Raw genomic sequence first — 23,983 nt, 5'->3', positions numbered from 1 at the left:
ACGTGAACCTCGCTCAGTCATCGCCGCGTTGGACCGTCGCTACAGCTGTTCGACGCTGCCGCCGTCGGGGCGCTCGCGGAACACCTGTCCGTCGATGAGCGTCACCATCGTGTCCTCCTCCTGCCAGGCCATCGGCGAGAGGCCGGCCTTGCGGCAGACGCGCGAGAGGAACCGCTCCTTGCTCCAGCCGTTCTCGACCGGGATCGTCGGGTACAGCCAACCGTGCTTGCCGTTGTGGTCGATCGCGACGCCGTGGCGGCCGAGTTCGAGGTCCTCCACGGGGTCGTTCGTGAGCGTGACGCCGGAGACGACGCACGCGGAGACGACCACGGAGTCGAGCTCCTTCGGCTCCAGTTCGGAGCCGCCGGTGTCGTCGGAGGCCGCCTTGATCGCCGCCTCGACGATGGCGTGACCGAGCTGATCCTTGCCTCGATACGACCCGGCGCAGCCTCGCATCCGCCCGCGGCCGCGGGTGGACTGGAGCCGGACGAACGCTCCCGTCCGGGCGTAGAAGGCGTCGCGCATGCTGCCCGGCTGTTCGCGCTGGCCCTGGAGTACGAACGCCTCGACCGACTCCCGAGCCAGTTCGACCGCGCGTGCACCGTCCTCGTAGGTGAGCTGCACGGCCTTCGCTTCGGACATACCTCTGCTGGGGCCCGTGCCGACTTGAAGGCTTCCCTCTTCGTGCGGGTTACTACCACCCTATCGTCGGAGGACCGACGAGCCGACCGATCACGGCCGACTCACACGCGCCCGATCTCTCCCCGAACGCTTTATCCGGGGGAGCGGCGTACTCCGGATCGGCAGAGGGAGCCCGACCCCCGTGCGCCCGACCCCCCGGGCGACGGCGCATGAGGAAAGTCCCCCCACCCCCGGACGGGCGACCGGGCGCAAGCCCGGAGTCGGAGACGACTGGCTCTGGAACAGCAACGAGACCCCCCGCCCCGACCCATGAGGTGCGCGCGGCGACCACCGGTCGTCGCCGGCGTTCACGGCTCCGCCGCGACGCGCGAACCGACCCGAGAGGGGAGGGAGTGAACCCACCGAGGACCGCGGCCTCGCCGCGAGACGGGCGGGAACGGATGGAACGGCGAATCCTCGCCGGTGCAAGCCCGCGTCGACGGGCGGCCGCCGCGCGGCGGCCGCCCCGATGGTAGTCCGGGTGCTCGCGCGGACCGCGCGAGCGACCGGGGCACGCGCCCCGCGACCGACGCGGACGCTCAGCCGAATGTCGGGCCGAACAGAAGGGGGCTTACTCCCCTCAGCCGCTCTCGCGCTCGCCAGCGACGGCGCCGGGCTCCCGACTAACTCCACGGTAGGCGGACGATTACCGTCCGACGGCGGTCGTGCGAGTGTCTGACACGCACCCGACTAACTAAAACCGCTGGACCACCAACTGAGGGTGTGGACAGCAGAGAACTCACGGCGGCCCTCGAGCGCGAGTTCGGGGGGACCGAGGCGACCCGCCGGACCGTCGCCCGTCAGGCACGGGACCTGGCCGACTCCGGCGCGATCGAGGCGGACCGCGGCCACGAGCTCACCGTGGAGGACGTCATCGAGAACATGGTCGACGCCCCCGACGACCACGACCTGGTCGAACGATGGAACTGGTGGCTCGGCTCCCTCGAGACCGCCTACGGCGGCTACGAGCGGTTCACGGTCCGGTTCGTCGACGACGGCCCGGACGTGAACGCCTGACCGACGCCGGCCCCGGGACGGACACCGGCGCCGCTCGACGTCGTGTCGCCCCCGCCGCGCCGTCCCCGCCGCACGCGACCCCGCTCGATCCCCGACCGCTCTCCGCCTCGCCCTCCGCGTGGCTCGGTCCCCGAGCCGCGGGCTCGCGAGCCTGAGCGTTCCACGGTGTCCGACGCGGTGTACGGCGACGGCTCCCGAATCCTTTTGGCATCGACTGACGCGGGTTCGTGTATGGCCACGGACATCGAGCCCGGCGAGTACGCTCCGGTCCCCGGGTGTGCGGACCTGTACTACCTCGACACCGACATGTACGACACCGCCAACTACGGCTCGGTGTACCTCCTCGACGCCGAGCGTCCCGCGGTGATCGACACCGGACTCGGCACCAACCGCGAGTTCCTCTTCGACGCGCTCGACGACCTCGGGATGACGCCCGAGTTCATTCTCCCCACGCACGTTCACCTCGACCACGCCGGCGGCGCAGGATTCCTCGCCGAGCGCTACCCGGACGCGACGGTGATGATCCACGAGTCCGCCGTCGAGCACCTCGTCGATCCGGGGCGGCTCGTCGCGGGCACGAAGGCCGCCGTCGGCGACCAGTGGCGCTTCTACGTCGAGCCGGAGCCGATCCCCGAGGAACGGATCGAGTCGCTCTCGGGCGGCGAGACGATCGACCTGGGCGACCGGGATCTCGACGTGCACTACGCGCCGGGCCACGCCCCCCACCAGGTCGTCTTCCACGACCCCGGCGACGACGTGGTGTTCACCGCCGACGCCGCCGGGATCTACGTCCCGCAACTCGACGCCATCGAGCAGACCTCGCCCCCGTCCCAGTTCGACCTCCACGGCTGTCAGGAGGACGCCGACATGATCCGCGATATCGACCCGCGATACCTCTGTTTCGGTCACTTCGGCCCCCGCGAGTTCGACGACGACATGCTCGCCGGCTACAAGCGCACGCTCGCCGAGTGGGTCGAGGCGGTTCGTCGGCGGCGCGAGTCGCTGGACGACGACGAGGCGGTCCTCGACCACTTCGCAGAACACGCACCCCAGGAGCTCATCGACGTGTGGGGCGAGCGGAAGGCGCGGGAGGAACAGCGGATGAACACCCGCGGCGTGCTCGGCTACCTCGACTACATGGAGGAGCGAGACGAGACGATCTGAGGCGGGAGTCCGGCCCCGTCGACAGCGCGGCTGGCTGCGGCGACGGCGGAAAAACGCACAACAACGGGCGTCGCGAGGGGACCGACTTATTACGGCCGGCGCGGCAGGAAGTGACATGGATTGGCGCCAGGCGGAGCGCGAGTACGACCCGGAGGTAACCCGGGACTCGCTGGCGGCGACGTTCGACGCGAGCGCCCGCGAGCACGCCGATCGGGTGGCACAGCGATACAAGGGCGGGGTGTACGATCGGTCGCTCGTCCGCGCGGGCGTCGTCGACGGCGCCCCCGACGGCGAGTACGCCGACCTCACGTACGCCGAGATGCGCGACCTCGTGCGCCGGCTCTCGGCCGGGTTTCGCGAGCTCGGCGTCGCCGCCGGCGACCGGGTCGGGATCTTCTCGAACACGCGCATGGAGTGGGCCCACAGCGACTTCGCCCTGCTCGGCGCGGGCGCGGTCGTCACGACGGTGTACAAGTCGTCGTCGTCGAACCAGGTCCGCCACCTCCTCGACGACCCCGACGCCTCAGGCGTCGTCGTCGAGAACCGCGACCTGCTGGAGCGCGTGTTCGCCGTCGAGGACGACCTCGATCTGGAGTTCGTCGTCCTCGTCGACGGCGAGGCGCACGAGCGCGACGACGTGTACACGCTCGGGGAGGTCCACGACCTCGGCGCCGAAGTCGATCCCGGCGACGGCTGGGTGATCGACCGCGACCTCGACGACCTCGCGAGCCTCATCTACACCTCGGGCACCACCGGCACGCCGAAGGGCGCCGAGCTCACCCACCGGAACTTCCTCGCCAACGTCGACCAGTGCATGCGACGGTTCGGCGACCGCCCGGACAAGCCCGACGACGTACCCGTCGTCGACGAGGAGAGCGTCACCCTGTCGTTTCTCCCCCTCGCGCACGTGTTCGAGCGCCTCGCCGGGCACTTCATGATGTACGCGGCGGGGGCGACGGTGGCGTACGCCGAGTCGCCCGACACCCTCCGGGAGGACTTCGGGCTCGTTCGCCCGTCGACGGCGACGAGCGTCCCCCGCGTCTACGAGAAGCTGTACGCCGCGATCCGCGAACAGGCGTCCGAGTCGAGCGTGAAGGAGCGGATCTTCAACTGGGCGACCGCCGTCGGCCGCGAACACCACCGCGCCGACGACCCCGGCCTCGGGCTGCGAACCCGCTACGCGCTCGCGGACCGCCTCGTCTTCTCCACCGTGAAGGAGGCCCTGGGCGGCAACGTCGACTTCTTCATCTCCGGGGGCGGGTCGCTGTCGGCGGACCTCTGTGAGCTGTACCACGGGATGGACGTCCCCATCCTGGAGGGGTACGGCCTCACCGAGACGGCGCCGGTCCTCGCGGTGAACCCGCCCGAGGAGCCGAAGGTCGGCACCATCGGTCCGCCCGTCCACGACGTGGACGTCCGCATCGACGAGGCGGTGAGCGGCGTCGGCGGCACCGACGCCGTGGACGGGAGCGGCGGCGAGGTCGGCGAGCTGCTCGTCCGCGGACCGAACGTCTTCAGGGGCTACCGGAACCTCCCGGAGGCGACCGCGGAGGCGTTCGTCGAGATCGACGGCGAGCGCTGGTTCCGCACGGGCGACGTGGTCGAGGTCCGCGAGGACGACTACATCACGTTCCGCGAACGCGCGAAACAGCTCATGAAGCTCTCCACGGGCAAGTACGTCCCGCCGGGCGCCATCGAGGACTCCTTCGCCGCCTCCGAGTACGTCGAGCAGGCGATGGTGATCGGCGACTCGAGGAAGTTCGTCTCCGCGATCATCGTCCCGAACCTCGCCGCGGTGCGCGAGTGGGGCGACGCGAAGGGGTACGACCTCCCTGCCGACGCCGACGCGCTGTGCCGCGACGATCGGGTTCGGGAACTGGTGCAGACGGAGGTCGATCGCGTCAACGAGGACTTCGAGGCCCACGAGACGATCAAGCAGTTCCGGGTCGTCGCCGAGGAGTTCTCCGAGGAGAACGACCTGCTCACGCCCACGATGAAGAAGAAGCGGCGCAACATCCTCGAGCGGTACGCGGACGACATCGGGAGCATGTACGCGGATTCGTGAGCGGCGCCGGCGTCCGCTGTGTGCCGATCAGAGTACAGCGCCTCCGTCAGACCTGACCCGCCGGTCCCTCCCGACGCGGACTACCGACCTCGCCGCAGTAGCCGGCTTTTTATCGTCGCTCCCCGAGCATAGACCATGGAGGTGAGCGGATGTCGGCGGGCGCCGGACAGCTGATCGCGATCGTCGCGGTCATCATCGCGACAGGCGTCGCCGCACAGATACTCTCCGACCGCTTCCAGCTCCCCAGCATCATCTTCCTCATCGCCGCCGGGATCGCACTCGGCCCCGAGGGGCTCGGGGTCGTCACCCGGGAGACGTTCGGGCTGCAGGGGCTGTCGACCATCGTCGGCCTCTCCGTCGCGATCATCGTGTTCGAGGGGGCGTTTCATCTGAAGATCGACGAGCTCCGACAGGCGCCCGCGGCGTCGGTGCGGCTCGTCACGGTCGGCGCCGCCATCGCGTTCGTCGCGACGACCGCAGTCGTGCGGTTCGCGATCGGCGTCGAGTGGCTCGTCGCCGCCCTCATCGGCGCACTGCTCGTGGCGACGGGGCCCACGGTGATCGCCCCCATTCTGGAGGTCGTTCCGGTTCGTGACAAGGTCGCCACCGCGCTCGACACCGAGGGGATCGTCAACGACGTGACCGCGGCGATCCTCGCGGTCGTCATCTTCGAGGCGATCGCCTCCGACACGACCGACCCCGCCGAACTGGTCGCACTGTTCGCCGAACGGCTCGGGGTCGGCGTCGTCGTCGGCGTGACCGTGGCCGCGGTCGTCTACTACGCGCTCCGGTACGTCGATCTCTCGCCGGGTAACGCCCCTCGAAACGCGCGCCTCCTCGTGTTGGCCGGCGCGCTCGTCGCCTACGGCGAGGCGAACCTCGTGCGGACGGAGGCGGGGATCGCGGCGGTCGCGGTGGCCGGCATCCTGCTCGGCAACGCGGACATCCCCTACGAGGAACAGATCACGGACTTCAAGGGCGACATCACGCTGCTGGTCCTCTCGTTCGTGTTCATCTCGCTTGCGGCGCTGTTGGAGTTCGATAGCCTGATCCAGTTGGGACTCGGCGGACTGGTCGTCGTCGCCGCGGTGATGTTCGTCATCCGGCCGGCGCTCGTCATGCTGTCGACAGTCGGAGGCAGCTTCCAGCGAAACGAGCGGATCTTCATGTCGTTCGTCGGTCCGCGCGGCATCATCCCGGCGTCGGTCGCCACCCTGTTCGCCGTCGAGCTGGCGAACTCGGGAATGACGGAGGCGGCGAACGCCCTCGTCGGCACCGTCTTCCTCGTCATCATGGCGACGGTGGTGCTGGAGGGCGGGTTCGCCAAACAGATCGCGAAGAAGCTCGACGTCATACCAATGCGAGTACTCATCATCGGGGGCGGGAAGGTGGGCCGAACGCTCGCCGACCGCCTCGAGGACCGCGGCGAGAACGTGGTCATCATCGAGAACGACGAGGAGGTCGTACAGATCGCGCGAAACGAGGGCCACGCCGTCCACATCGGCGACGGCACCGACACGGAGGTGCTCCAATCCGCCGGCGCGGAGAACGCCCGGATCGTCGTCGCCGCCACCGGCGACGACGACGCGAACCTGTTGGTGGCGCAGTTGGCCGAGTCGAAGTTCGACCCCGAGACGGTTCTCGCGCGGGCGAACAACCCCGACAACGTCGAGGCGTTCGAGGAGCTCGGCGTCACCACCGTCTCGTCGGTGCTGGCGACCGCGCAGGCCATCGACAACTACATCGAGCGTCCGGCGCTCGCCAACTGGATGGGCGAGATCGGCGAGTCGGGCGACGTGCTCGAGACCGAGGTCACCAGCGAGGAGATGGTGGGGGTCACGATCAAGGACATCGGACCGAAACTCCCCGGCGGCAGCCTGATCGCGCTCGTCGCCCGCGACGGCGAGACGCGGGTGCCGGACGCCGACTTCATGCTCCAGATCGGCGACCGCGTCACCATCATCGGCGGCCACGACGAGGTTCAGGAGGCGCGCCGCCGGTTCAAACCCGAGTAACGACGCCGCCGCACGGCCGTCGCCCGTTCCGACCTGTAGAGGACTCGTCTCGATCGCCGTCCGTCTCGGCCCGCCCGGCCGATCGGTCCCGCCCGCGCCGCGGCCGCAATTCCTGCCAGTTTATCATCCCGGATCGGCAACACCCGCGTAATGGTCGTCGGAGACATCTCGACCGGAACGGACGTCGCCGTCATCGGGGCCGGTCCCGGGGGCTACGTCGCCGCCATCCGCGCGGCACAGCTGGGGCTCGACACCACGCTCATCGAGAAGGACGCCTACGGCGGCGTCTGCCTCAACCACGGCTGCATCCCGTCGAAGGCGTTCATCCACGGCGCGGACGTCGCCCATGAGGCCGGCAACGCCGAGGAGATGGGGATCTACGCCGACCCCGCCGTCGACGTGGAGCGCATGCAGCGCTGGAAGGACGGCGTCGTCGACCGCCTCACGGGCGGCGTCGAGAAGCTCTGCAAGGCCAACGGCGTCAACCTCGTCGAGGGGACCGCGACGTTCGCCAACGAGCACAAGCTCCGGGTCGCACACGAGGGCTCCGGACAGGGCAGCGAGTCTATCGAGTTCGAGCACGCCATCGTCGCCACGGGGTCGCGGCCGATCCAGATCCCCGGCTTCGAGTTCGACGGCGAGCGCGTGCTCTCCTCGCGCGATCTGCTGGGGATGGAGTCGCTCCCGGACGGCCTCGTCGTCGTCGGCGCCGGCTACATCGGGATGGAGCTGTCGACGATGCTCGCGAAGCTCGGCGTCGACGTGACGGTCGTCGAGATGCTCGACGACGTGCTCCCCGGCTACGAGGAGGACGTGCAGCGGATCGTCCGCACGCGGGCGGAGGAGCTCGGCGTCGAGTTCCACTTCGGCGAGGGCGCCAGCGGCTGGGAGGAGACCGCCGAGGGCGGCGTCGCCGTCACGACCGAGACCGAGGACGGCGAGGAGTCGGAGTACCTCGCGGAACAGGTCCTCGTCGCGGTCGGGCGCTCGCCCGTCACCGACACGCTCGAACTGGAGAACGCCGGGGTCGAACCGAACGACGCCGGGTTCCTCGAGACGGACCATCAGGCCCGCACCGACGTGGACTCGATCCTCGCCGTCGGCGACGTGGCCGGCGAGCCGATGCTCGCGCACAAGGCCAGCAAGGAGGGGACCGTCGCCGCGGCGGTCGCCGCCGGCGAGCCGGCCGCGCTCGACTATCAGGCGGTACCCGCTGCGGTGTTCACCGACCCCGAGATCGCGACCGTCGGGCTCACCGAGGAGGAGGCCGTCGAGGAGGGGTTCGACCCCGTTGTCGGGCAGATGCCGTTCAACGCCTCCGGGCGCGCGCTCACGACGACCCACACCGAGGGATTCGTCCGGGTCGTCGCCGACGAGGAGACAGGCTTCGTGCTCGGCGCGCAGATCGTCGGCCCCGACGCCTCGGAGCTGATCGCCGAGCTCGCGCTCGCCGTCGAGATGGGCGCGACGCTGGAGGACGTGGCCGCGACGATCCACACCCACCCCACGCTGGCGGAGGCGACCATGGAGGCCGCCGAGAACGCGATGGGGCAGGCGATCCACACGCTGAACCGGTAGGTCGGACGCGCCGACGGGATCACATCACGTTTTTCACACGACGCGGCGACCCCCCGGCCATGGGTCTGTTCGACCGCGACACGGACATGAGCGACGACGAAATCGACGGTGACGCCGACGCCGCCGACGGCCCGACGTTCGAGCCGGTTCCCGGAACCGCCGACCACGACGGGGAGAGCGACGGCGAGAGCGGCGAACGCGACGACGACCCGCTCTCGAGGCTGGTGGGCGTGCGCTTCCGCGACGACGACTTCAACGGGACGCTCAAGCGCGCGGTCGACGTGGAGGCGGGCGTCGTGCTGTACGCCTACGGCAACGGCAACGCCGGCGGACTCGCGGCGGTTCCCATCGATCAGACTCGGCTGCTCGACGGGGAGTAGCGACGCCGGGGCGACGCGTCGTCCGGTCTCGCCGGCGGTTCCGAGTCCCGTGAGCCTTTGTATCGGCGGCGTGTTTCGATTCGTAATGAGCGACGCGGAGGACGAACACGGCGACTTCGCGGAGATCCGCGAGTCCGTGGACGGCAACCCGATGTCCGGGCTGCTCCGGTACTGCGTGCCGTACTGGCCCCGGCTCTCGGTCGGGTTGGTGGCGGCGATCACCACTCGACTCGCCCGGCTGCTCCCCTCGCTTCTGGTCGCGGCCGCCATCGACCGCGTCATCCTCGGGAGCGGCGAGCCGGGGCTGCTCGCGCAGGCGGGCCTGCTGCCCGGCGGCACCATCTCGGGGGAGGCCGCGCGGCTGGCGTTCCTCCAGCGGCTCGTGGTCATCGCGGCGCTGGCGTACCTGATCCGGTCGGTGACGCGGTTCGCCTCGCGGTACCTGTTCCAGTCGACGGCCCAGAAGGTCCAACGCGACCTCCGGAACGACACGTACGACCACATGCAGCACCTCTCGCTGGGCTTCTTCGCGGACCACCAGACCGGCGCGATGATGTCCGTGCTGAATCAGGACGTGAACCGGCTGGAGCAGTTCCTCAACACGGAGATACGACAGGGGATCCGCGTCGTCGCGACCGTCGGCGGCATCGCGGCGATCATGTACACGTACTCGCCGAAGCTCGCGCTCGTGGCGCTGGCGCCGGTGCCGATCATCGGCCTCGCCTCCGGGCGCTTCCTCACGTGGATCGAGCCGAAGTACCGCGGCATCCGCGAGACGGTCTCCAGACTGAACTCCCGGCTGGAGAACAACATCGGCGGCGCCCGCGTGATCAAGGCGTTCAACCGTCACGACTTCGAGTTCGACCGCGTCGCAGCCCAGAGCGAGCGGTATCACGACGAGAAGGTCGAGGCGATCCGCGCGCGGCGGGCGTTCTTCTCCGGCCTCCGGCTGCTCACGGGAATCGTCTTCGTCGCCATCCTCTGGATCGCCGGCAGCGACATCATCCGGTACGGCCTCGGCAACACCGACCCCGCGACGCTCACCGCCGGGTCGGTCGCGCTGTTCTTCCTCCTCCTGCGGCGGCTCTACTCCCCGATGCGCCGCGTCGGCAAGACCGCGAACAAGTACCAGCTCGCCAAGTCGAGCGCCGAGCGCGTGTTCGGCCTGCTCGGGCACGATCCCGTGGTGACCTCCCCGGAGGACCCCTACGTCCCCGAGTCGGTCGAGGGACGGGTCACCTTCGACGAGGTGCGCTTCGGCTACACCGACGACGAGGAGGTCATCTCCGGCATCGATCTGGACGTGGATCCGGGCGAGACGATCGGGCTCGCGGGCACCACCGGCGCCGGGAAGTCGACGCTCCTCAAGCTCATTCCCCGCTTCTACGACGTGGACTCGGGCGCCGTCGAGGTCGACGGGGTCGACGTGCGCGAGTACGACCTCGCCGCGCTCCGCGAGCACGTCGGCATCGTCGAGCAGAACCCCTACATGTTCTCGGGAACCGCCGCCGAGAACATCGGGTACGGCGACCTCTCGGCGCTGGACGAGGGGAGCGAGGCCGCCGTCAGCGACGTCGAGGCCGACACGAACGTCGGCGGCGCCACCGCGGACGGCGTCGACGACGGCCCGAGCGAGCGCATCGTCGAGGCCGCGAAGGCGGCGGAGGCTCACGAGTTCATCACGGACCTGCCGAACGGCTACGACACCCAGATCGGCGAGCGCGGCGTGAAGCTGTCGGGCGGCCAGCGCCAGCGGATCGCCATCGCGCGCGCCCTCCTGAACGACCCGGAGATCATCGTCCTCGACGAGGCGACCTCCGACGTGGACACCGAGACGGAGGAGCTGATCCAGCGCAGCCTCCGCCGGCTCATCGCCGACCGGACGGCGTTCGTCATCGCCCACCGGCTGTCGACCATCCGCGACGCCGACCGCGTCGTCGTCATGGAGGAGGGACGCATCGCCGAGCAGGGCTCCCACGACGAACTCGTCGCCGCCGACGGCGACTACGCGGCCCTGTGGGCCCGGCAGGCGGGCGAGGACGAGGAGACGGAGGCGCTGGCGGCGGCCGACGACTAGCGCGAGGTCGACCGACGGGAGACCTCGGCACAACGGCGTTCACAGATCGCTGCGCGATTTGTGCGCTCACGAGACCGCAGGTCTCGTGAACGGCGAGGTCTCCGTGCCGAGCCGCCAACCGCGGAGGGAACACGAGCGACCCCCGGCTCCGCCTCGCACGCGCGCCCGCGCTCGCCCGAGGGTATTTCCGGCTCGCTCCCCTGTTACTGTCCATGAGTACACGACCGCCCGGTCCTCGCGGCGAGCCGCTGTTCGGCAACGGCCGACGGTACTCCCGGGACCCCTTCTCGTTCATGACGGACGTGGCGGACGCCTACGGCGACGTCGTCCGCCTCGACCTCGGCCCGCGGGAGACGTACATGCTCACCAACCCCCGCGACGTGGAGCGCGTGCTCGTCTCGGACTGGGCGGCCTTCGGCAAGCCGACCCTCGACGACGCCGTCGACGACCTACTCGGCGACGGGCTCCTCATGAGCGAGGGCGACCGCTGGCAGCGACAGCGTGACCTCGCCAATCCCGCGTTCCACGCGCGCCGTATCGCCGGCCTCGACGACGCGATCGTCGGCCACACGGAGGAGGCGATGGCCGGCTGGAGCGACGGCGACCGGGTCGACGTACAGCTCGAGCTCGCCCGGCTCACCGTCCGGGTCATCGTCACCGCGATGTTCGGCACCGACATCACCGAGGAGCGGGTTCGAACCGTCCAGGAGAACCTCGAGCCGCTCGGCCAGCGGTTCGAACCGAACGCGATCCGGGCGGTCATCCCCTCGTGGGCGCCGACGCGGGAGAACCGCGAGTTCCACGGCGCCGTCTCGACGCTGGAGGGCGTCATCGACGACCTCGTCGCGCGCCGCCGCGGCACCGAGGAGACCGCCCCCGACCCCGCCGGCGAGGCCGTCGACTCCCCGATGCCGATGGACCTCCTGTCGATCCTGCTTCGCGCGCACAACCGGGGCGAGCAGACCGAGGGGGACCTGCGCGACGAGCTGATGACGATGCTCCTCGCGGGCCACGACACGACCGCGCTCGCGCTCACGTACACCTTCTATCTCCTCTCGCGACACCCCGACGCGAAGGCGCGGTTCCAGCGCGAGGTGGACGCCCTCGACGGCGCCCCGACGAGCGAGGACGTGCGGGGGCTCGAGTTCACCGACCGCGTGCTCTCGGAGGCGATGCGGCTGTACCCCCCCGTCTACACGCTGTTCCGCGAGTCGAAGGTCGACACCCGGATCGCCGGCTATCGGATCCCCGAGGGGTCGCTGATCATGCTCCCGCAGTGGGTGATCCACCGCTCCGACCGGTGGTACGACGACCCGCTGGCGTTCGACCCCGACCGCTGGGCACCCGAACGCGCCCGCGATCGCCCCCGGTTCGCCTACTACCCGTTCGGCGCCGGCCCGCGACACTGTATCGGCAAGCAGTTCTCGCTGCTGGAGGCGAAACTCATCCTCGCGACCGTCGGGCGCGCGTTCGACTTCGAGTACGAGGGTCCCGAGCTGGACCTCCGCGGGTCGCTGACGATGCATCCCGACCACCCGATGCCGCTGCGGGTCTCCTCGCGCTGACGGGGGACCCCGGCTCGACGGCCGTTCCGACTCACCCCCGAAGCGGCACCCGCGCGGCGATCTCCTTGTACTCGCGCGTCCAGATCCCCAGCTCGTCGACGGTCCAGCGGACGTCGTCGAAGTCGCGCTCGCGCAGGCGCTCGACCACGTCGGTCGGATCGCCCACTCCGTCCCACCCCCGTGCGAGCGTGACGTGGGACACGTAGTCCGACTCCTCCAGTCCCTCGATCGCGCCGAACTCCCGGACGAGGCGGTCGTGGAGTGCGAGTAGCGGATCCGTCCCGACGTCGCTGTCGCCGCCGTCGCCGGTCTCGCTGGCGCTCCCGGTGACCGCCTCGACGGCGAGGTAGACGACCGGCGCGTCCCCCAACGGTGGGTTCTCGAACGCGTCGACGCCGGTCACGCGTACCTCGAACGGCGCGACGCCCCGCAGCGCTGGCCGAAGGCGCTCGCGGATCCGATGGAGGTCGTTCAGGTCGCGGCCGTCGAGGCGCTTGACCACGAGCGTGTGTCGGTCTCGGATCGACGCGAACCCCGCGAGGTCGGGCTCCAGCGAGGCCGCGAGCCGCCTGACCGCCCCGGGGACGGGGACGTTGACGCTGTACACGGCTCAGAGGCTGTCCGTCAGCCAGAGCACGATGAGCACGACGATGAGAACGCCGATGATCCCGCCCAACGAGCCGAGCAGCCCCAGCGCGAGGCCGACCACCTCGGAGAGGATCTCGAGGAGTAGCCAGAGGATAACGAGCAGCAACACGATCTTCAGCAGGTCCTCCACGTCGAGTGGCATATCACCCCGTGGCTCGCCGCCGACGAAAACCGTTTTGGGCGGGCCGGCGGTGAGAGAGGATATGCGACGCCCCGCCGTGGCCATCGCGCTCGCGCTCGTCCTCGCGGTCGCCGGGATCGCCCCGGCGATCGCGGTCGCGGCGGCTCCCGCTCCCGGCTCCTCCGCCGCCGCTGCCGCTCCCCCCGCCGCGCTGGACTCGCCCGCGGCGTCCCAGCGCGGTCTCGGCGACGGGTTCGCCCAGACCGGCGACATCGCCGCCGATACCGTCGTCCTCCGGGCGGAGGTCGGTCCCGACGGCGACGCTCAGTGGCGCATCGCGTACCGCATCGAGCTGAGCGACGAGAACACCACCGCGGCCTTCGAGAGCCTCCAGACGGACATCCGCGAGAACACGTCCTCGTACGTCGCCCGCTTCGAGGGACGGATGGCGACGACCGTCGCGGCCGCCGAGAACGCCACCGGCCGCGAGATGGCCGCGACGAACTTCTCGGTGACCGCCCAGCGGGACGCCTTCCCGACCAGCACCGACTACGGCGTCGTCGCCTACACGTTCACGTGGGAGGGGTTCGCCGCGACGCAGGGCCAGCGCGTCGTCGCCGGCGACGCGTTGACCGGCCTCTACCTCGACTCGGGGACCGTTCTCACGATCGCGTGGCCCGAGGAGTACGACGCCCGCTCGGTGTCGCCCGAGGCCGACCAGCGCTCGGAGACGGCGGCGACGTGGCGCGGCGAGCGAAACTTCGGGCCGGACCAGCCCCGCGTGGTTCTCGCGCCGGCGTCGGCGCTGCCGGTCCGCCCCGTCTACCTCGCGGCCGCCGCCGTCCTGCTGGCGGGTATCGCGGGCGCCGTCCTCCTCCGTCGCCGCGGTGACCTCCCGATCGGCGCCGGCGACGACCTCGGCCCGCTTTCGGGCGACTCGAACGCGACGGCCGCGTCCGGCGGGAGCGCCGCGGCGACGACCGCCGACGCCGCGGCGGACGAACCGAGCGAGGGCGGGTCGAACGGGGGCGGGGACGACTCGAAAGCCGTCGAGGGGGATACCGGCGACGACGCCGACGAGGAGACGACGGACGCGGACGCCACGACCCCGCCGGAGGACCTCCTCAGCCCGCACGAGCGCGTCATCCGGCTCGTAACGGACAACGGCGGCCGGATGAAGCAGGCCGACGTGACCGACGCGCTCGACTGGAGCGCCGCTCGGACCAGTCAGGTCGTCGGCGACCTCCGCGACGAGGGGGACATCGAGAGCTTCCGGCTCGGGCGCGAGAACGTCCTCCGCATTCCGGAGGCCGACGACGAACCCCACCCCGGAGACACGGATCGCGGCGGCGACGAGTCGGGCGCCTGACGGCTCGGCGGCCTTCGCGGAGAACTCCCCGACTGCGGCGACTTAACGTCGCTTAACCGGGGTGAATCCGGAACGAGCGAGTCGACGCTATTAGTGGGTGGACCCCGTTGCCGGAGATATGAGACGGACGACCGTGCTCCTGGCGGTCGCGATGCTCGTCGTCGCGGGGGTCCCCGCGACGGCCGCGTTCGCTCAGGAGTCGTCGAGTGAGCAGCCGGGGGCGACGTTCGCCGGCGTCGTGGGGGTGCAGGGAGCGGAGGTCGAGGGCGAGGTCGCCCAGCGATCCCTCGACCGGCGCCTCGCCAACGCGGACTCGAACAGCTCCAAGGCGGCCGTCGTCGCCGGGGAGACCGAGGAGGCTCGCCGACAGCTCTCGGCCCTCCGCGAGCGCCGTGAGACGCTGGAACAGCGGTACGAGTCGGGCGAGATCACGCGCGGCGAGTACCGCTCCAGGCTCGCACAGATCGGCGCACAGATCCGAACGCTCGAACGCCGCCTGAACGCCACCGCCGCGGCCGCCGAGGGGATCCCCGAGGAGACGCTGCGCGATCGCGGCGTGAACGCCTCCGAGATCGCCGAACTGCGACGGAACGCCTCCGAGATGGGCGGCGGGGAGGTCGCGGAGGCCGCACGTGGGATCGGCGGCGCCGACACCGGACAGGGACTCACCGGCGATCCGGGCCCGCCTGAGAACGCCGGGCCGCCGAGCGACGCCGGTCCACCGGGGAGCTCAGGCAACGGAACCGGCGGTCCGCCCGCCGACGCCGGGCCTGACGACGGCGGGAACGGGGAGGACCGCGGCGAGGGTGCCGCCGGTCCGCCCGACGACCGCGGCAACGCGAACCGAACGACCGGGGCCGGCGCGGGCGCCGAGAACGGGACCGACGGGGGCCCGCCGGGTGCCCGGGGCGACACGAACGGGTCCGACGACCGTGGCAACGCCGGCGACGCCGCCGACGGCGCGAACGGGTCGGAGAACGCAAGCGATGGGTCCGCCGGGAGCGCCGATACCGGGAACGGCTCCGGCGACGCGGGCGACGGGACCGGATCCGAGAACGCCGATACCGGGAGCGGGTCGGAGAACGCCGGCGACGGGAGCGGGAACGAGTCCGGCGACGACGAGACGCGAGGGAACGGAACCGGTTCCTCCGACGACGGCACAGCGACTCCGACCGAGACCCCCGAGGACGACGGTGACCGCCGCGTCGACGACGGGCGGTACCTCACGCTCCGCTGATATCGTACGCCTTCGACTCGACTCCCCTCCTCCGACCGGCGGATCCGACTCCTCCTCGACCCCCGACGTCGACCCGACGTCGTTCGATCCCGCGAAACCTGTAAGTAGCCTGTCGTCCAACTCGGAGCCATGAACGACGCCGGCGGTCGGTTCTTTCGAACCTTGGGTCGCGTGAGCGCCGGCGAGGTCGGCCTCCCGGAGCTGCTCCCCGACGACGGCCGGTTCCAGATCGGCCTCGGCGTCGCGCTCGCCGTCCTGGCGTGGATCCTCCTCCCGATGATGTACGCCCTCGGAGCGATGGTGCTCGTCCTCGCGCTGGTCACGCTGCTCTCGGCCGTCGAGATCGTCCAGGCCTACGAGCAGCGCGCGCTCACCGTCCTCGGCTCCTTCCGCGGGCTCCTCGACCCCGGGATCCACCTGATCCCCCCGTTCGTCTCCCGTACCTACCGGTTCGACAGGCGCGTCCAGACGATCGACGTGCCGACCCAGGAGGCGATCACCCGTGACAACTCGCCGGTCACCGCCGACGCGGTCGTGTACATCCGCGTCGTCGACGCAGAGCGGTCGTTCCTCAACGTGGAGAACTACCGCCGGGCGACCGCGCTGCTCGCACAGACCTCCCTCCGGGCGGTCATCGGCGACATGGAGCTCGACCAGACGCTCTCGCGGCGCGACGAGATCAACCGACGGATCCGGACGAGCCTGCAGGGTCCGACCGACGAGTGGGGCGTCGAGGTCGAGATGGTCGAGGTGAAGGAGGTGTTACCCACCCGGGGCGTCCTCGACGCGATGGAGGAGCAGACCTCCGCCGAGCGTCGCCGCCGCGCCATGATCCTGGAGGCGCAGGGCGAGCGCCGCGCCGCCGTCGAGACCGCCGAGGGCGAGCGGACGGCGAACGTCCTCTCGGCGCAGGGCGAGAAGGTCGCCTCGGTGTTGGAGGCGCAGGGGGACGCCATCTCCACCGTCCTGCGCGCCCGGTCCGCCGAGTCGATGGGCGAACGCGCCATCGTCGACAAGGGCATGGAGACACTGGCGTCCGTCGGGCAGGGCGAGTCCACCACCTTCGTCATCCCGCAGGAGCTGACGAGCCTGCTGGGTCGCTACGGCCAACAGCTCTCGGGGTCGGACGTGCAGGACTCGGCGGGGCTCGACTCGCTGGAGTTCGACGACGACGACCGGGAGCTGCTCGGGCTGGACTCCGTCGCCGAGATGCTCGAACCGGAGACCGACAACGGCGCGGAGGCGGCCCCGGAGTGGGAGTCGACCTACGAGGGAGAGTGACCGGTTCGGGGGATCCGGCACGCCGGGCGCGTCGCGTCCGGGGCGGCGGACGGGCGGCCAGTCGCGCCGCTTAACCGGCTCTGATGTGTACCGTGGGTCCAATGAGCGAGACACGCGACACGCGGGACTTCTGCCCGCGCTGCGGCGACTCGGTTCCGGAGCGCGAGGAGCCGCTCCCGGGCGAGCCGCGCGAGCGGGACCGCGTGCTCTGTGACGCCTGCTACTTCGAGGACTTCGAGTTGGTCGACGCGCCCGAGCGCGTCGAGGTGACCGTCTGCTCGCACTGCGGCGCGATCCATCGCGGCAACCGCTGGGTCGACGTCGGCGCGCGCGACTACACCGACGTCGCCGTCGACGAGGTGTCGGAGGCGCTGGCGGTCCACCTGAAGGCCGAGCAGATCCAGTGGGGCGTCGAGCCCGAGCAGGTCGACCAGAACACGATCCGGATGCACTGCACGTTCTCGGGCGTCGTCCGCGGGACCCACGTCGAGGAGACGGTCGTCGTCCCGGTGAAGATCAGCCGCGGGACCTGCGACCGGTGCGGGCGGATCTCCGGGGGCAGCTACGCCGCCGAGGTCCAGATCCGCGGTCGCGACCGGGTCCCCGACCCCGAGGAGCAGTCGAGGGCCGTCGAGATCGCCGAGTCGCTCGTCGCCGAGCGCGAGGCCGACGGCGACCGCGAGTCGTTCGTCACCGAGGTCGTCGACCAGCCGGAAGGCAAGGACGTGAAGCTCTCGACGAACAAGCTCGGCAAGGCCGTCGCGACCCAGATCACCGAGGAGTTGGGCGGGAGCTACTCGGAGGCGCCGACGCTGGTCACCGAGGACGGCGACGGCAACGAGGTGTACCGCGTCACGTTCGCGGTTCGCCTACCGAAGTTCCGCCCCGGCGACGTGATCGACCCCGACGACGGCGACGGCCCGGTGCTCGTGCGCTCGGTCCAGGGGAATCTCAAGGGCCTGCGCATGGCGACCGGCGAGCCGTACGAGGCGCGGTTCGAGGAGGGAGAGACGCCCGACGCCGAGACGATCGGACACGTCGACGACGCCGTGGAGACGACCGTCGTGGCCGTCGAGGACGACAACGCAGTACAGGTCCTCGATCCGGAGACGTACGAGGCGGTGACGGTCGCGCGTCCCCCAAGCGTCGACGAGGACGCCGCGACCGTCGACGCGGTGAAGACCGACGCGGGGCTGTACGTGGTGCCGTCGGAGTCGAACGCGGCGGAATAGCGAACCGAGTTCTCAGTCGGCGTCGACGTGGGAGGGGCCGCTCGGGTCGAGCGACGGTCCCGCGGAAGCGATGCCGCGCTTCACACACAGCTCGTCGAAGCGATCGAGGTCGACGCCCGCCTTGCGGGCGGCCTGCGTTCTGGTGAGCGTTCCGGCCTTGAACAGCGTCAGGGCGGTGTCGACACCGTGGATCGTCATGGCTCCCGCTACTACAAGGGAATACATAATCCTTCGTGAGATAATATGCCATGGTACGTGCGATACCGCCCGGCGCTCGAACTACGTGATATAAGGACGTACTCGGACCGTCGCGCGGATCGAAGGGACTACTCCCCCCACACGTCCGACAGCGGGTGGTCCGCCATCGGGTCGTCCTCGTCGTCGCCGTCGTCCCCGCCGGCGTCGCCCCCCGCGGTTCCCGAGGACCGCGTCGACCCGGAGCGCGAGGACGTGGACCGACGTGATCCGCCCGATCCGCCGCTGAAGCCCTTCGACGTGCTCGATCCGCCGCCGGCTCGGTTCGATCCGCCGGACCGGGTCGCTCCGTCGGACGCGCTCGACCGGCCCCGACCGACGCCGTGGCCGGCTCCGGAACTGGGCCCGGGGTCGGCGTCCATCCCGGCCATCGCGGCGTCGGGGTCGAACTCGGGGAGGTCGGGGGTCGACATGCGGTCGATCTGGTCGCGGAACCACGGCGGCGTGTCGGCCTCGGCGCGCTCGAAGAGGTCCAGGAGGCTCGAGTCCGCGAGGTAGGTCGCGCCGTGGTCGTCGGGCGCGCGGACGACCCGGCCGCACGCCTGAATGACGGTGCGGAGCGCGGCGCGGTGGTACCACGGCCATTGCCCGTCCTCCAGTCTGGCGGCGACGCGGGAGTCGCCGGTGTTGAGATACGGCGCCTTGCACAGCACCTGCCAGCGGCACAGGTCGCCGTGCAGGTCCAGCGCCTCCTCCATCTTCACGGAGACGAACACCTCGGGGTCGTCGCTGGCCTTCCACGCCTCCAGTTGGGCGTCGCGGTCGTCGCTGTCGTGGCGGCGGACGCGCGCGCCGACGCCGAACTGGTCGAGGCTCTCGGTGAGCTGTCGGGCGATGGCGTAACTGTGGGCGTGGATCAACCCCTTCTCGTCGGGGTGGTTCGCCATCAGCCGCAGGCACAGCCGCGCGACCTTCGGGAGCGTCTCGTCGCGGTGTTCGTACGTCATCTTCCCCTGCGTCACGTCGTACAGCGGGCGATTCTCGACGGGGAAGGTGTGCTGCACGTCCACCAGCGCGACCTCCTCGGGGTCGAGGCCGACGCCGCGGCAGAAGGACTCCTTGCTCAGGATCGTCGCCGAGAGCAGGGCGAAGCGGTTACCGCGGTCCCAGACGGTGTGTTTGAGGTACTTCTCGGGGTCCAGCGGTTTGATCGTCAGCGCCCCGCCCTCGCCGTCGGGCTGGTCGACGACCCACGTCGTCGCCGACTCCGTGTCGCGGTAGTCCTCGAGGAACCACTTCAGATCCGAGATCATCTCCTGAAGGCGGTCGCGGCGTGCGGCCTCCTCGGGCGTCAGGTCGCCCTGCCGGAGTAGCTCGTCCTTTTCGTCCGAGCAGACGCCGAGCAGGGCCTTCGCGAACCGAGCGGTGCGTTCGAGCGGACCGACCTCGTCGTTGTGGACGTCGGGAACCCCCACGTCGTCCCACACGGGAACGGTCTCGGGCGACAGGTCGATCGTCGCGTACATCTCCGCCCACTCCGCGAGGCCGTGCGCCTCGTCGACGACGACCACGTCCCGCTTCCGAAAGACGTCCGAGCCGGCGGTCTGCATGAAGTACGCCAGCGTCATGGCGGCGATGGGGCGGTTCGAGGCGATGGCCCGGTCCGAATAGTACGGACAGCGATGCTTCACCGAGCAGTCGTAGCCGCGCTGGCGGGCACACGGGGCGCGGTTGACCGGCGTGTCCTCCTCGCCGGGGAGGATGCAGGTGTAGTTGGACTTCCCCCGGATCACGTTCAGGTCGTCGAGCAGGTCGTCCTCCGCCACGTCGTCGAGTTGGGACACCTGCGGCGTCGTGTAGTACGCGCCCGTCGCCTCCGAGGGGCTCGCCTCCTCGACGCTCCGGGCGGCGCCCGCGATGGCCCGCGCGAGCAGGGACTTCCCGCTGCCGGTGGGCGCGCGCACGAGGACGACGCGGTTGCCGGCGGCGAACGCGTCCGCGATGTCCGACAGCGCCCCCTTCTGGGCGCCGCGGTAGGAGGGCGCGGGGAACTCGGAGCCGATCCGGTCGGGGTCCACGGTCGTCAGACCGAATCGGCGGCCGGCGGGTAAGCGTGTCGGATGGTGGCACCGTGGCGATCCGGCGACGATCGCGACCCGGGTGGCGTGCGCGTCGGGATAGTCACTCGTCGCCATCCGCCGGAAGCGCCTCGACGTGTGCGCGGGTGACCTCCTCGTCGTCCGGCAGCGCCTCGATGCAGTCGTAACACAGGAAGTGCTCGGAGCCGTCCGCCAACTCCAGCGTCAGGCCGTCGGTGCTCCCGGTCTGAAACGACCAGAGGTCCCCGATCCCCCCGCCGAGACGGACGCGCCGGCCGCAGCCGTCACAGCGCTGTTTGCTCATGGGACCGCTCGGAGGGCCGCGGCGATAAGCCCCCGGCTCCCGCGCCCGGATCGGACCCGGACGCCGCAGAACACGGCCGACCGCCGACCGTCGCCGGCGCGGTATCGGTCGGGGACAGCTTCTTGCTCGGAGGCGGCGTCGACTAGCGACGGCATGGACGTGAACTGCGAGGGGTGTGCCGGCTGCTGTCTCGACTGGCGGCCGCTCGGCGCGCCTGACGATCGCGAGCGCGAGGGCCGCTACCGCGCGCTCGACGACGCGTACCACCTCGTTCCGCTCTCTCGCGACGAGATCCGCGGGTTCGTCGACTCGGGGCTCGGGGACGCGCTCGTCCCGCGGCTGTTCGCGGCCGAGGGCGACCGGACGGCCACGGTCGGCGGGCACGAGGTCGCCGGGATCGGCGGTCGACCCGCCTTCCTCGTCGGCATCCGCAAGCTCCCGAAGCCCGTCGCGCCGTTCGACGGGGACCGGGTCTGGCTCGACACTTGCGCGTTCCTCGACCCGGACACGCTGAAGTGCCGGATCCACGACACCGATCGCTACCCGGATCGCTGTCGAACGTACCCCGGGCACAACCTCGAACTCGACGCCGAGACCGAGTGCGAGCGCGTCGAACGCGTCCACGGCGAGGCGGGCGAGCGCCTCGTCGACGACGCGGTTCCCGGGGACCTCCCGCCGCCGCCGCTGAGTCGGGGAGCCCTCGGCTCGTCGGTGTTCCTGCACCACGATCCCGACGCGCTCGCCGATTCGGGCGCTGTCGGACGGCTCGTGGACGACGCGGCGACCCGCGCCGACCGCGCGACGTTCGTCGCCTGCGCGGCTGCCTCGGCGCCGGGGACGGCCGCGGTGAGCGCCGACCGATACGAACGGGCCCGAGAGCGCGTGCTCGCGGCCGACTCGTGGGTGGGCGCCGCCGCAGAGGGGTGGCGAGCGGCCGCGGGACCCCGCGGCGACGCCGTCGCCGACGTCGACGCGCCCGACCCCGACCGCGTGGAGGTCGACCGCGGGGCGCCCGAGACGGCCGACTGGGACGGCTGACCGCGAGACCGCCGCGGTCGAGCCGGCCGTCGCTGTGGCCGTCGGATCCCGCGGAGAAGTCGACCGGTCGGGGGCCGCCGTCGGGGGTTACTCGTCCTTGATCGTCCTGAACTGGTCGAGGAGTGCCTCGGTCGACTCGCCGGAGTCGTAGGTGACCCTGCCGCGGTACTCGCTTCGCTCCTCCGCGAAGTCACCGTCGACGCGCGTCTTCTCCTCGCGGCGTTCGTGCTCCTTCTCGTCGTAGGCACCCATTGACATGGTACGATATCACATAGCAAATTCTGTGTGATATATGTATCGATCGTTCACAGCTCGCCGGTGTCCTGTCGTCCGGTTGCCGCGCGAGCGGTGGGTTCAAACCCACCGACGGTCGATATCGGGTGTGGCACGTCCCCTACGGTTCAGATACGCGCCCGGGTCGTGGTCGGCGTCCCGGGTCCGCGACGACCTCTACCGACCGCTCGACTCGAACCTCGGGGCGACCGAGCGCGACCCGTGGTTCGCGCCGCCCGCGGGCTACGAGGCTCGGCGCTTCGACATGGACGACGGGAGCCTCGCGCTGTTCTGCTGGACGGACGACGGCGAGGGGCCGACGGGCGTCGGCGGCGGTCCCGGCGCCTACTGGCTGGGGAACACGGAGACGCCCTCGTCGCTGTGGCGGACCGAGAAGTACGCGCTCGCGGACGTGCCGTTCCCGGTGACGCGGTGGGCCGAACGCGAACTCCTCGCGGTGCTTTACGAGGAGGACCCGTGGCTCGAGGACTTCCCGCACCTCGCGTGGTACTTCCTTCCGGTGCTGTGCTCGAAGGACGGCGCGGAGACGACGCGCGAGTTCTTCCGGGAGCACGCCGCGGGGTTCCCGGACGCCGACCGGTTCGACGCGCTCGGCTTCTACGAGCAGTTCCTCGCGACGGGCGTGCTCGACGACGACCGCGAGGAGATGGCGAGCAAGCTCGGCACCAGCGAGTACATGGACCTCACCCGGATGATCGCGACGATGGGCGAGTTCGACGTGGCGCGCCTGCTCGTGAACGCTGGCTACGACATCGAGCCGGAGATCGAGGTGTCGACCGACCACGTCATCGACTTCCGCGCGACCCGCGGGGACGGTCGCTCGACGCTGGTCGAGGTCACCCGCCCGGTCACGCCGAACAAGCGTGCCGCGGGGACCCCGTCGGCGGCCGTGCGCGACACCGTTCAGACGAAGACGAGCGGACAGCTGGAGGCGCACGGCGGCGGCGTCACGCTGTTCGTCGACTGCTCGTCGTTCCCCGACGACGACTGGTTCGCCGTGCGCGGGGAGCGGCCCGAGGTGGGGCACCGGCCCGCGGTCGTGTTCCGCTCGCGCCCCGACGGCTCGACGGAGGCGTACCGAAAGGGGAGCGTTCCGCTGGAACTCGACGCGGCGCTGGAGTGGGTCTGAGGCGGCGTTCTCACGGAAGGAGTGGCCCCGGAGTACGGTGACTGAGCCGGTCCGGAGCCGGAGGTATGGCAGCGATCGGTGCCGCGGCGGTGGCGGGCCGCCGCGGGGGTCCGCTCAGAACGAGATCTGATCCGGTCCGTCCTCGCCGACCGCCGGCGCGTCGCGGTCGCTGTAGAACCGGCGGCCGACTGCCTCGTGCCCGACGCCGCCGCGAAGCGTCGTCCACACGTCGTCGGCGGAGTGGAACGTCTCCGAGCCCAGACGGCCGAGTACCGCGCCGATCGTCTCGCTCCCGTCCTGCAGTTCGATACGGGTGTCGCCGTACGCGTCGATGAGTTCGCCGCTCGTCGCGGGGTACTCGTGGGCGGATAGCTCGTCGTCCGTGCCGTTCAGGCGCATCAACTGGTCGAACACGAGCCGAGTATGTAATGATTGTCCATGTACGACCTTCGTGAGAACGGTAGAATATAATGTATTATAATACGATCCTCTCA

The 23,983-nt window shown here is 70.6% G+C and carries 22 protein-coding genes; 14 read left to right on the top strand and 8 right to left on the bottom strand.

The genetic code is table 11. The features are described 5' to 3' along the window. Positions 1-39 precede the first annotated feature (39 nt). Positions 40-642, bottom strand: coding sequence for a TIGR00296 family protein (locus tag GRX01_RS02170; RefSeq protein WP_159662924.1), 603 nt, complete (start codon positions 640-642; stop codon positions 40-42). 762 nt (positions 643-1,404) lie between these two features. On the opposite strand from GRX01_RS02170, the gene GRX01_RS02160 reads away from it, so the two are divergent. The 8 genes from GRX01_RS02160 (at position 1,405) to GRX01_RS02125 (ending at position 12,542) form a co-directional block, all read left to right on the top strand. Further along, complete coding sequence (locus GRX01_RS02160; RefSeq protein WP_321167869.1) at positions 1,405-1,698, top strand: hypothetical protein; 294 nt, start codon at positions 1,405-1,407, stop codon at positions 1,696-1,698. A 243-nt stretch (positions 1,699-1,941) separates the two neighbouring features. Next, entirely contained in the window at positions 1,942-2,862 is a 921-nt protein-coding gene (locus tag GRX01_RS02155) for an MBL fold metallo-hydrolase (RefSeq protein WP_321167885.1), read from the top strand. 115 nt (positions 2,863-2,977) lie between these two features. Beyond that, on the top strand, positions 2,978-4,927 hold the full coding sequence (locus GRX01_RS02150; protein WP_159662920.1) for an AMP-dependent synthetase/ligase: 1,950 nt from the start codon (positions 2,978-2,980) through the stop codon (positions 4,925-4,927). 149 nt (positions 4,928-5,076) lie between these two features. Beyond that, positions 5,077-6,942, top strand: a complete 1,866-nt coding sequence (locus tag GRX01_RS02145; protein ID WP_159662918.1) for a cation:proton antiporter domain-containing protein — start codon at positions 5,077-5,079, stop codon at positions 6,940-6,942. A gap of 150 nt (positions 6,943-7,092) precedes the next feature. Further along, entirely contained in the window at positions 7,093-8,520 is a 1,428-nt protein-coding gene (lpdA, locus tag GRX01_RS02140; RefSeq protein WP_159662916.1) for a dihydrolipoyl dehydrogenase, read from the top strand. A gap of 59 nt (positions 8,521-8,579) precedes the next feature. Continuing rightward, positions 8,580-8,900 carry a hypothetical protein gene (locus tag GRX01_RS02135; RefSeq protein WP_159662914.1) on the top strand — a complete coding sequence of 107 codons (321 nt, stop codon included), beginning with the start codon at positions 8,580-8,582 and terminating at the stop codon, positions 8,898-8,900. A gap of 85 nt (positions 8,901-8,985) precedes the next feature. After that, on the top strand, positions 8,986-10,977 hold the full coding sequence (locus tag GRX01_RS02130; RefSeq protein ID WP_159662912.1) for an ABC transporter ATP-binding protein: 1,992 nt from the start codon (positions 8,986-8,988) through the stop codon (positions 10,975-10,977). 212 nt (positions 10,978-11,189) lie between these two features. Next, positions 11,190-12,542 (top strand): cytochrome P450, encoded by a 1,353-nt coding sequence (locus tag GRX01_RS02125; RefSeq protein ID WP_159662910.1) that lies wholly within the window; start codon positions 11,190-11,192, stop codon positions 12,540-12,542. A 31-nt stretch (positions 12,543-12,573) separates the two neighbouring features. Here the strand turns inward: GRX01_RS02125 and GRX01_RS02120 are convergent, their stop codons facing one another. Both GRX01_RS02120 and GRX01_RS02115 read right to left on the bottom strand, forming a co-directional pair. Continuing rightward, complete coding sequence (locus GRX01_RS02120; protein ID WP_321167868.1) at positions 12,574-13,149, bottom strand: 2'-5' RNA ligase family protein; 576 nt, start codon at positions 13,147-13,149, stop codon at positions 12,574-12,576. A 3-nt stretch (positions 13,150-13,152) separates the two neighbouring features. Then, positions 13,153-13,332 (bottom strand): DUF7554 family protein, encoded by a 180-nt coding sequence (locus tag GRX01_RS02115; protein WP_159662899.1) that lies wholly within the window; start codon positions 13,330-13,332, stop codon positions 13,153-13,155. A gap of 61 nt (positions 13,333-13,393) precedes the next feature. Between GRX01_RS02115 and GRX01_RS02110 the strand changes: the two genes are divergently transcribed. The 4 genes from GRX01_RS02110 to GRX01_RS02095 all read left to right on the top strand — a co-directional run bounded on the left by GRX01_RS02110 (position 13,394) and on the right by GRX01_RS02095 (position 18,430). Further along, complete coding sequence (locus GRX01_RS02110; protein WP_159662897.1) at positions 13,394-14,680, top strand: helix-turn-helix transcriptional regulator; 1,287 nt, start codon at positions 13,394-13,396, stop codon at positions 14,678-14,680. 118 nt (positions 14,681-14,798) lie between these two features. Further along, positions 14,799-15,917 (top strand): hypothetical protein, encoded by a 1,119-nt coding sequence (locus GRX01_RS02105; RefSeq protein ID WP_159662895.1) that lies wholly within the window; start codon positions 14,799-14,801, stop codon positions 15,915-15,917. A 276-nt stretch (positions 15,918-16,193) separates the two neighbouring features. Beyond that, positions 16,194-17,198 (top strand): SPFH domain-containing protein, encoded by a 1,005-nt coding sequence (locus GRX01_RS02100; protein ID WP_159663285.1) that lies wholly within the window; start codon positions 16,194-16,196, stop codon positions 17,196-17,198. 101 nt (positions 17,199-17,299) lie between these two features. Next, entirely contained in the window at positions 17,300-18,430 is a 1,131-nt protein-coding gene (locus tag GRX01_RS02095) for a 60S ribosomal export protein NMD3 (RefSeq protein ID WP_159662893.1), read from the top strand. A gap of 12 nt (positions 18,431-18,442) precedes the next feature. On the opposite strand, the gene GRX01_RS02090 is transcribed toward GRX01_RS02095, so the two are convergent. The 3 genes from GRX01_RS02090 to GRX01_RS02080 form a co-directional block, all read right to left on the bottom strand. Continuing rightward, positions 18,443-18,628, bottom strand: coding sequence for a hypothetical protein (locus GRX01_RS02090; protein WP_159662891.1), 186 nt, complete (start codon positions 18,626-18,628; stop codon positions 18,443-18,445). 128 nt (positions 18,629-18,756) lie between these two features. After that, positions 18,757-20,703, bottom strand: coding sequence for an ATP-dependent DNA helicase (locus GRX01_RS02085; protein ID WP_321167867.1), 1,947 nt, complete (start codon positions 20,701-20,703; stop codon positions 18,757-18,759). A 103-nt stretch (positions 20,704-20,806) separates the two neighbouring features. Next, positions 20,807-21,028 (bottom strand): DUF7561 family protein, encoded by a 222-nt coding sequence (locus tag GRX01_RS02080; RefSeq protein WP_159662887.1) that lies wholly within the window; start codon positions 21,026-21,028, stop codon positions 20,807-20,809. Positions 21,029-21,181: 153 nt separating this feature from the next. On the opposite strand from GRX01_RS02080, the gene GRX01_RS02075 reads away from it, so the two are divergent. After that, positions 21,182-22,066 (top strand): YkgJ family cysteine cluster protein, encoded by an 885-nt coding sequence (locus GRX01_RS02075; protein ID WP_159662885.1) that lies wholly within the window; start codon positions 21,182-21,184, stop codon positions 22,064-22,066. Positions 22,067-22,153: 87 nt separating this feature from the next. Here the strand turns inward: GRX01_RS02075 and GRX01_RS18730 are convergent, their stop codons facing one another. Then, positions 22,154-22,324 carry a DUF5786 family protein gene (locus tag GRX01_RS18730; protein WP_201289489.1) on the bottom strand — a complete coding sequence of 57 codons (171 nt, stop codon included), beginning with the start codon at positions 22,322-22,324 and terminating at the stop codon, positions 22,154-22,156. 124 nt (positions 22,325-22,448) lie between these two features. Between GRX01_RS18730 and GRX01_RS02070 the strand changes: the two genes are divergently transcribed. Then, positions 22,449-23,489 carry a DUF5784 family protein gene (locus GRX01_RS02070; RefSeq protein WP_321167866.1) on the top strand — a complete coding sequence of 347 codons (1,041 nt, stop codon included), beginning with the start codon at positions 22,449-22,451 and terminating at the stop codon, positions 23,487-23,489. A 114-nt stretch (positions 23,490-23,603) separates the two neighbouring features. Here GRX01_RS02070 and GRX01_RS02065 read toward each other — a convergent pair whose 3' ends face one another. Next, positions 23,604-23,888, bottom strand: coding sequence for a DUF5789 family protein (locus GRX01_RS02065; RefSeq protein ID WP_159662881.1), 285 nt, complete (start codon positions 23,886-23,888; stop codon positions 23,604-23,606). Positions 23,889-23,983: the final 95 nt, after the last annotated feature.

Source organism: Halobaculum saliterrae, assembly GCF_009831625.1.
Classification (GTDB): domain Archaea; phylum Halobacteriota; class Halobacteria; order Halobacteriales; family Haloferacaceae; genus Halobaculum; species Halobaculum saliterrae.
This window is presented reverse-complemented; position numbering and strand designations above follow the sequence as displayed.

Excerpts from the sequence above, each read along its gene's own strand:
- GRX01_RS02145 (WP_159662918.1), top strand. The coding sequence starts at position 5,077 with ATGTCGGCGGGCGCCGGACAGCTGATCGCGATCGTCGCGGTCATCATC.
- GRX01_RS02125 (WP_159662910.1), top strand. The coding sequence starts at position 11,190 with ATGAGTACACGACCGCCCGGTCCTCGCGGCGAGCCGCTGTTCGGCAAC.
- GRX01_RS02105 (WP_159662895.1), top strand. The coding sequence starts at position 14,799 with ATGAGACGGACGACCGTGCTCCTGGCGGTCGCGATGCTCGTCGTCGCG.
- GRX01_RS02115 (WP_159662899.1), bottom strand. The coding sequence starts at position 13,332 with ATGCCACTCGACGTGGAGGACCTGCTGAAGATCGTGTTGCTGCTCGTT.
- GRX01_RS02080 (WP_159662887.1), bottom strand. The coding sequence starts at position 21,028 with ATGAGCAAACAGCGCTGTGACGGCTGCGGCCGGCGCGTCCGTCTCGGC.
- GRX01_RS02075 (WP_159662885.1), top strand. The coding sequence starts at position 21,182 with ATGGACGTGAACTGCGAGGGGTGTGCCGGCTGCTGTCTCGACTGGCGG.
- GRX01_RS02065 (WP_159662881.1), bottom strand. The coding sequence starts at position 23,888 with ATGCGCCTGAACGGCACGGACGACGAGCTATCCGCCCACGAGTACCCC.
- GRX01_RS02095 (WP_159662893.1), top strand. The coding sequence starts at position 17,300 with ATGAGCGAGACACGCGACACGCGGGACTTCTGCCCGCGCTGCGGCGAC.
- lpdA (WP_159662916.1), top strand. The coding sequence starts at position 7,093 with ATGGTCGTCGGAGACATCTCGACCGGAACGGACGTCGCCGTCATCGGG.
- GRX01_RS02150 (WP_159662920.1), top strand. The coding sequence starts at position 2,978 with ATGGATTGGCGCCAGGCGGAGCGCGAGTACGACCCGGAGGTAACCCGG.
- GRX01_RS02135 (WP_159662914.1), top strand. The coding sequence starts at position 8,580 with ATGGGTCTGTTCGACCGCGACACGGACATGAGCGACGACGAAATCGAC.
- GRX01_RS02090 (WP_159662891.1), bottom strand. The coding sequence starts at position 18,628 with ATGACGATCCACGGTGTCGACACCGCCCTGACGCTGTTCAAGGCCGGA.
- GRX01_RS18730 (WP_201289489.1), bottom strand. The coding sequence starts at position 22,324 with ATGTCAATGGGTGCCTACGACGAGAAGGAGCACGAACGCCGCGAGGAG.
- GRX01_RS02110 (WP_159662897.1), top strand. The coding sequence starts at position 13,394 with ATGCGACGCCCCGCCGTGGCCATCGCGCTCGCGCTCGTCCTCGCGGTC.
- GRX01_RS02100 (WP_159663285.1), top strand. The coding sequence starts at position 16,194 with ATGATGTACGCCCTCGGAGCGATGGTGCTCGTCCTCGCGCTGGTCACG.
- GRX01_RS02130 (WP_159662912.1), top strand. The coding sequence starts at position 8,986 with ATGAGCGACGCGGAGGACGAACACGGCGACTTCGCGGAGATCCGCGAG.
- GRX01_RS02170 (WP_159662924.1), bottom strand. The coding sequence starts at position 642 with ATGTCCGAAGCGAAGGCCGTGCAGCTCACCTACGAGGACGGTGCACGC.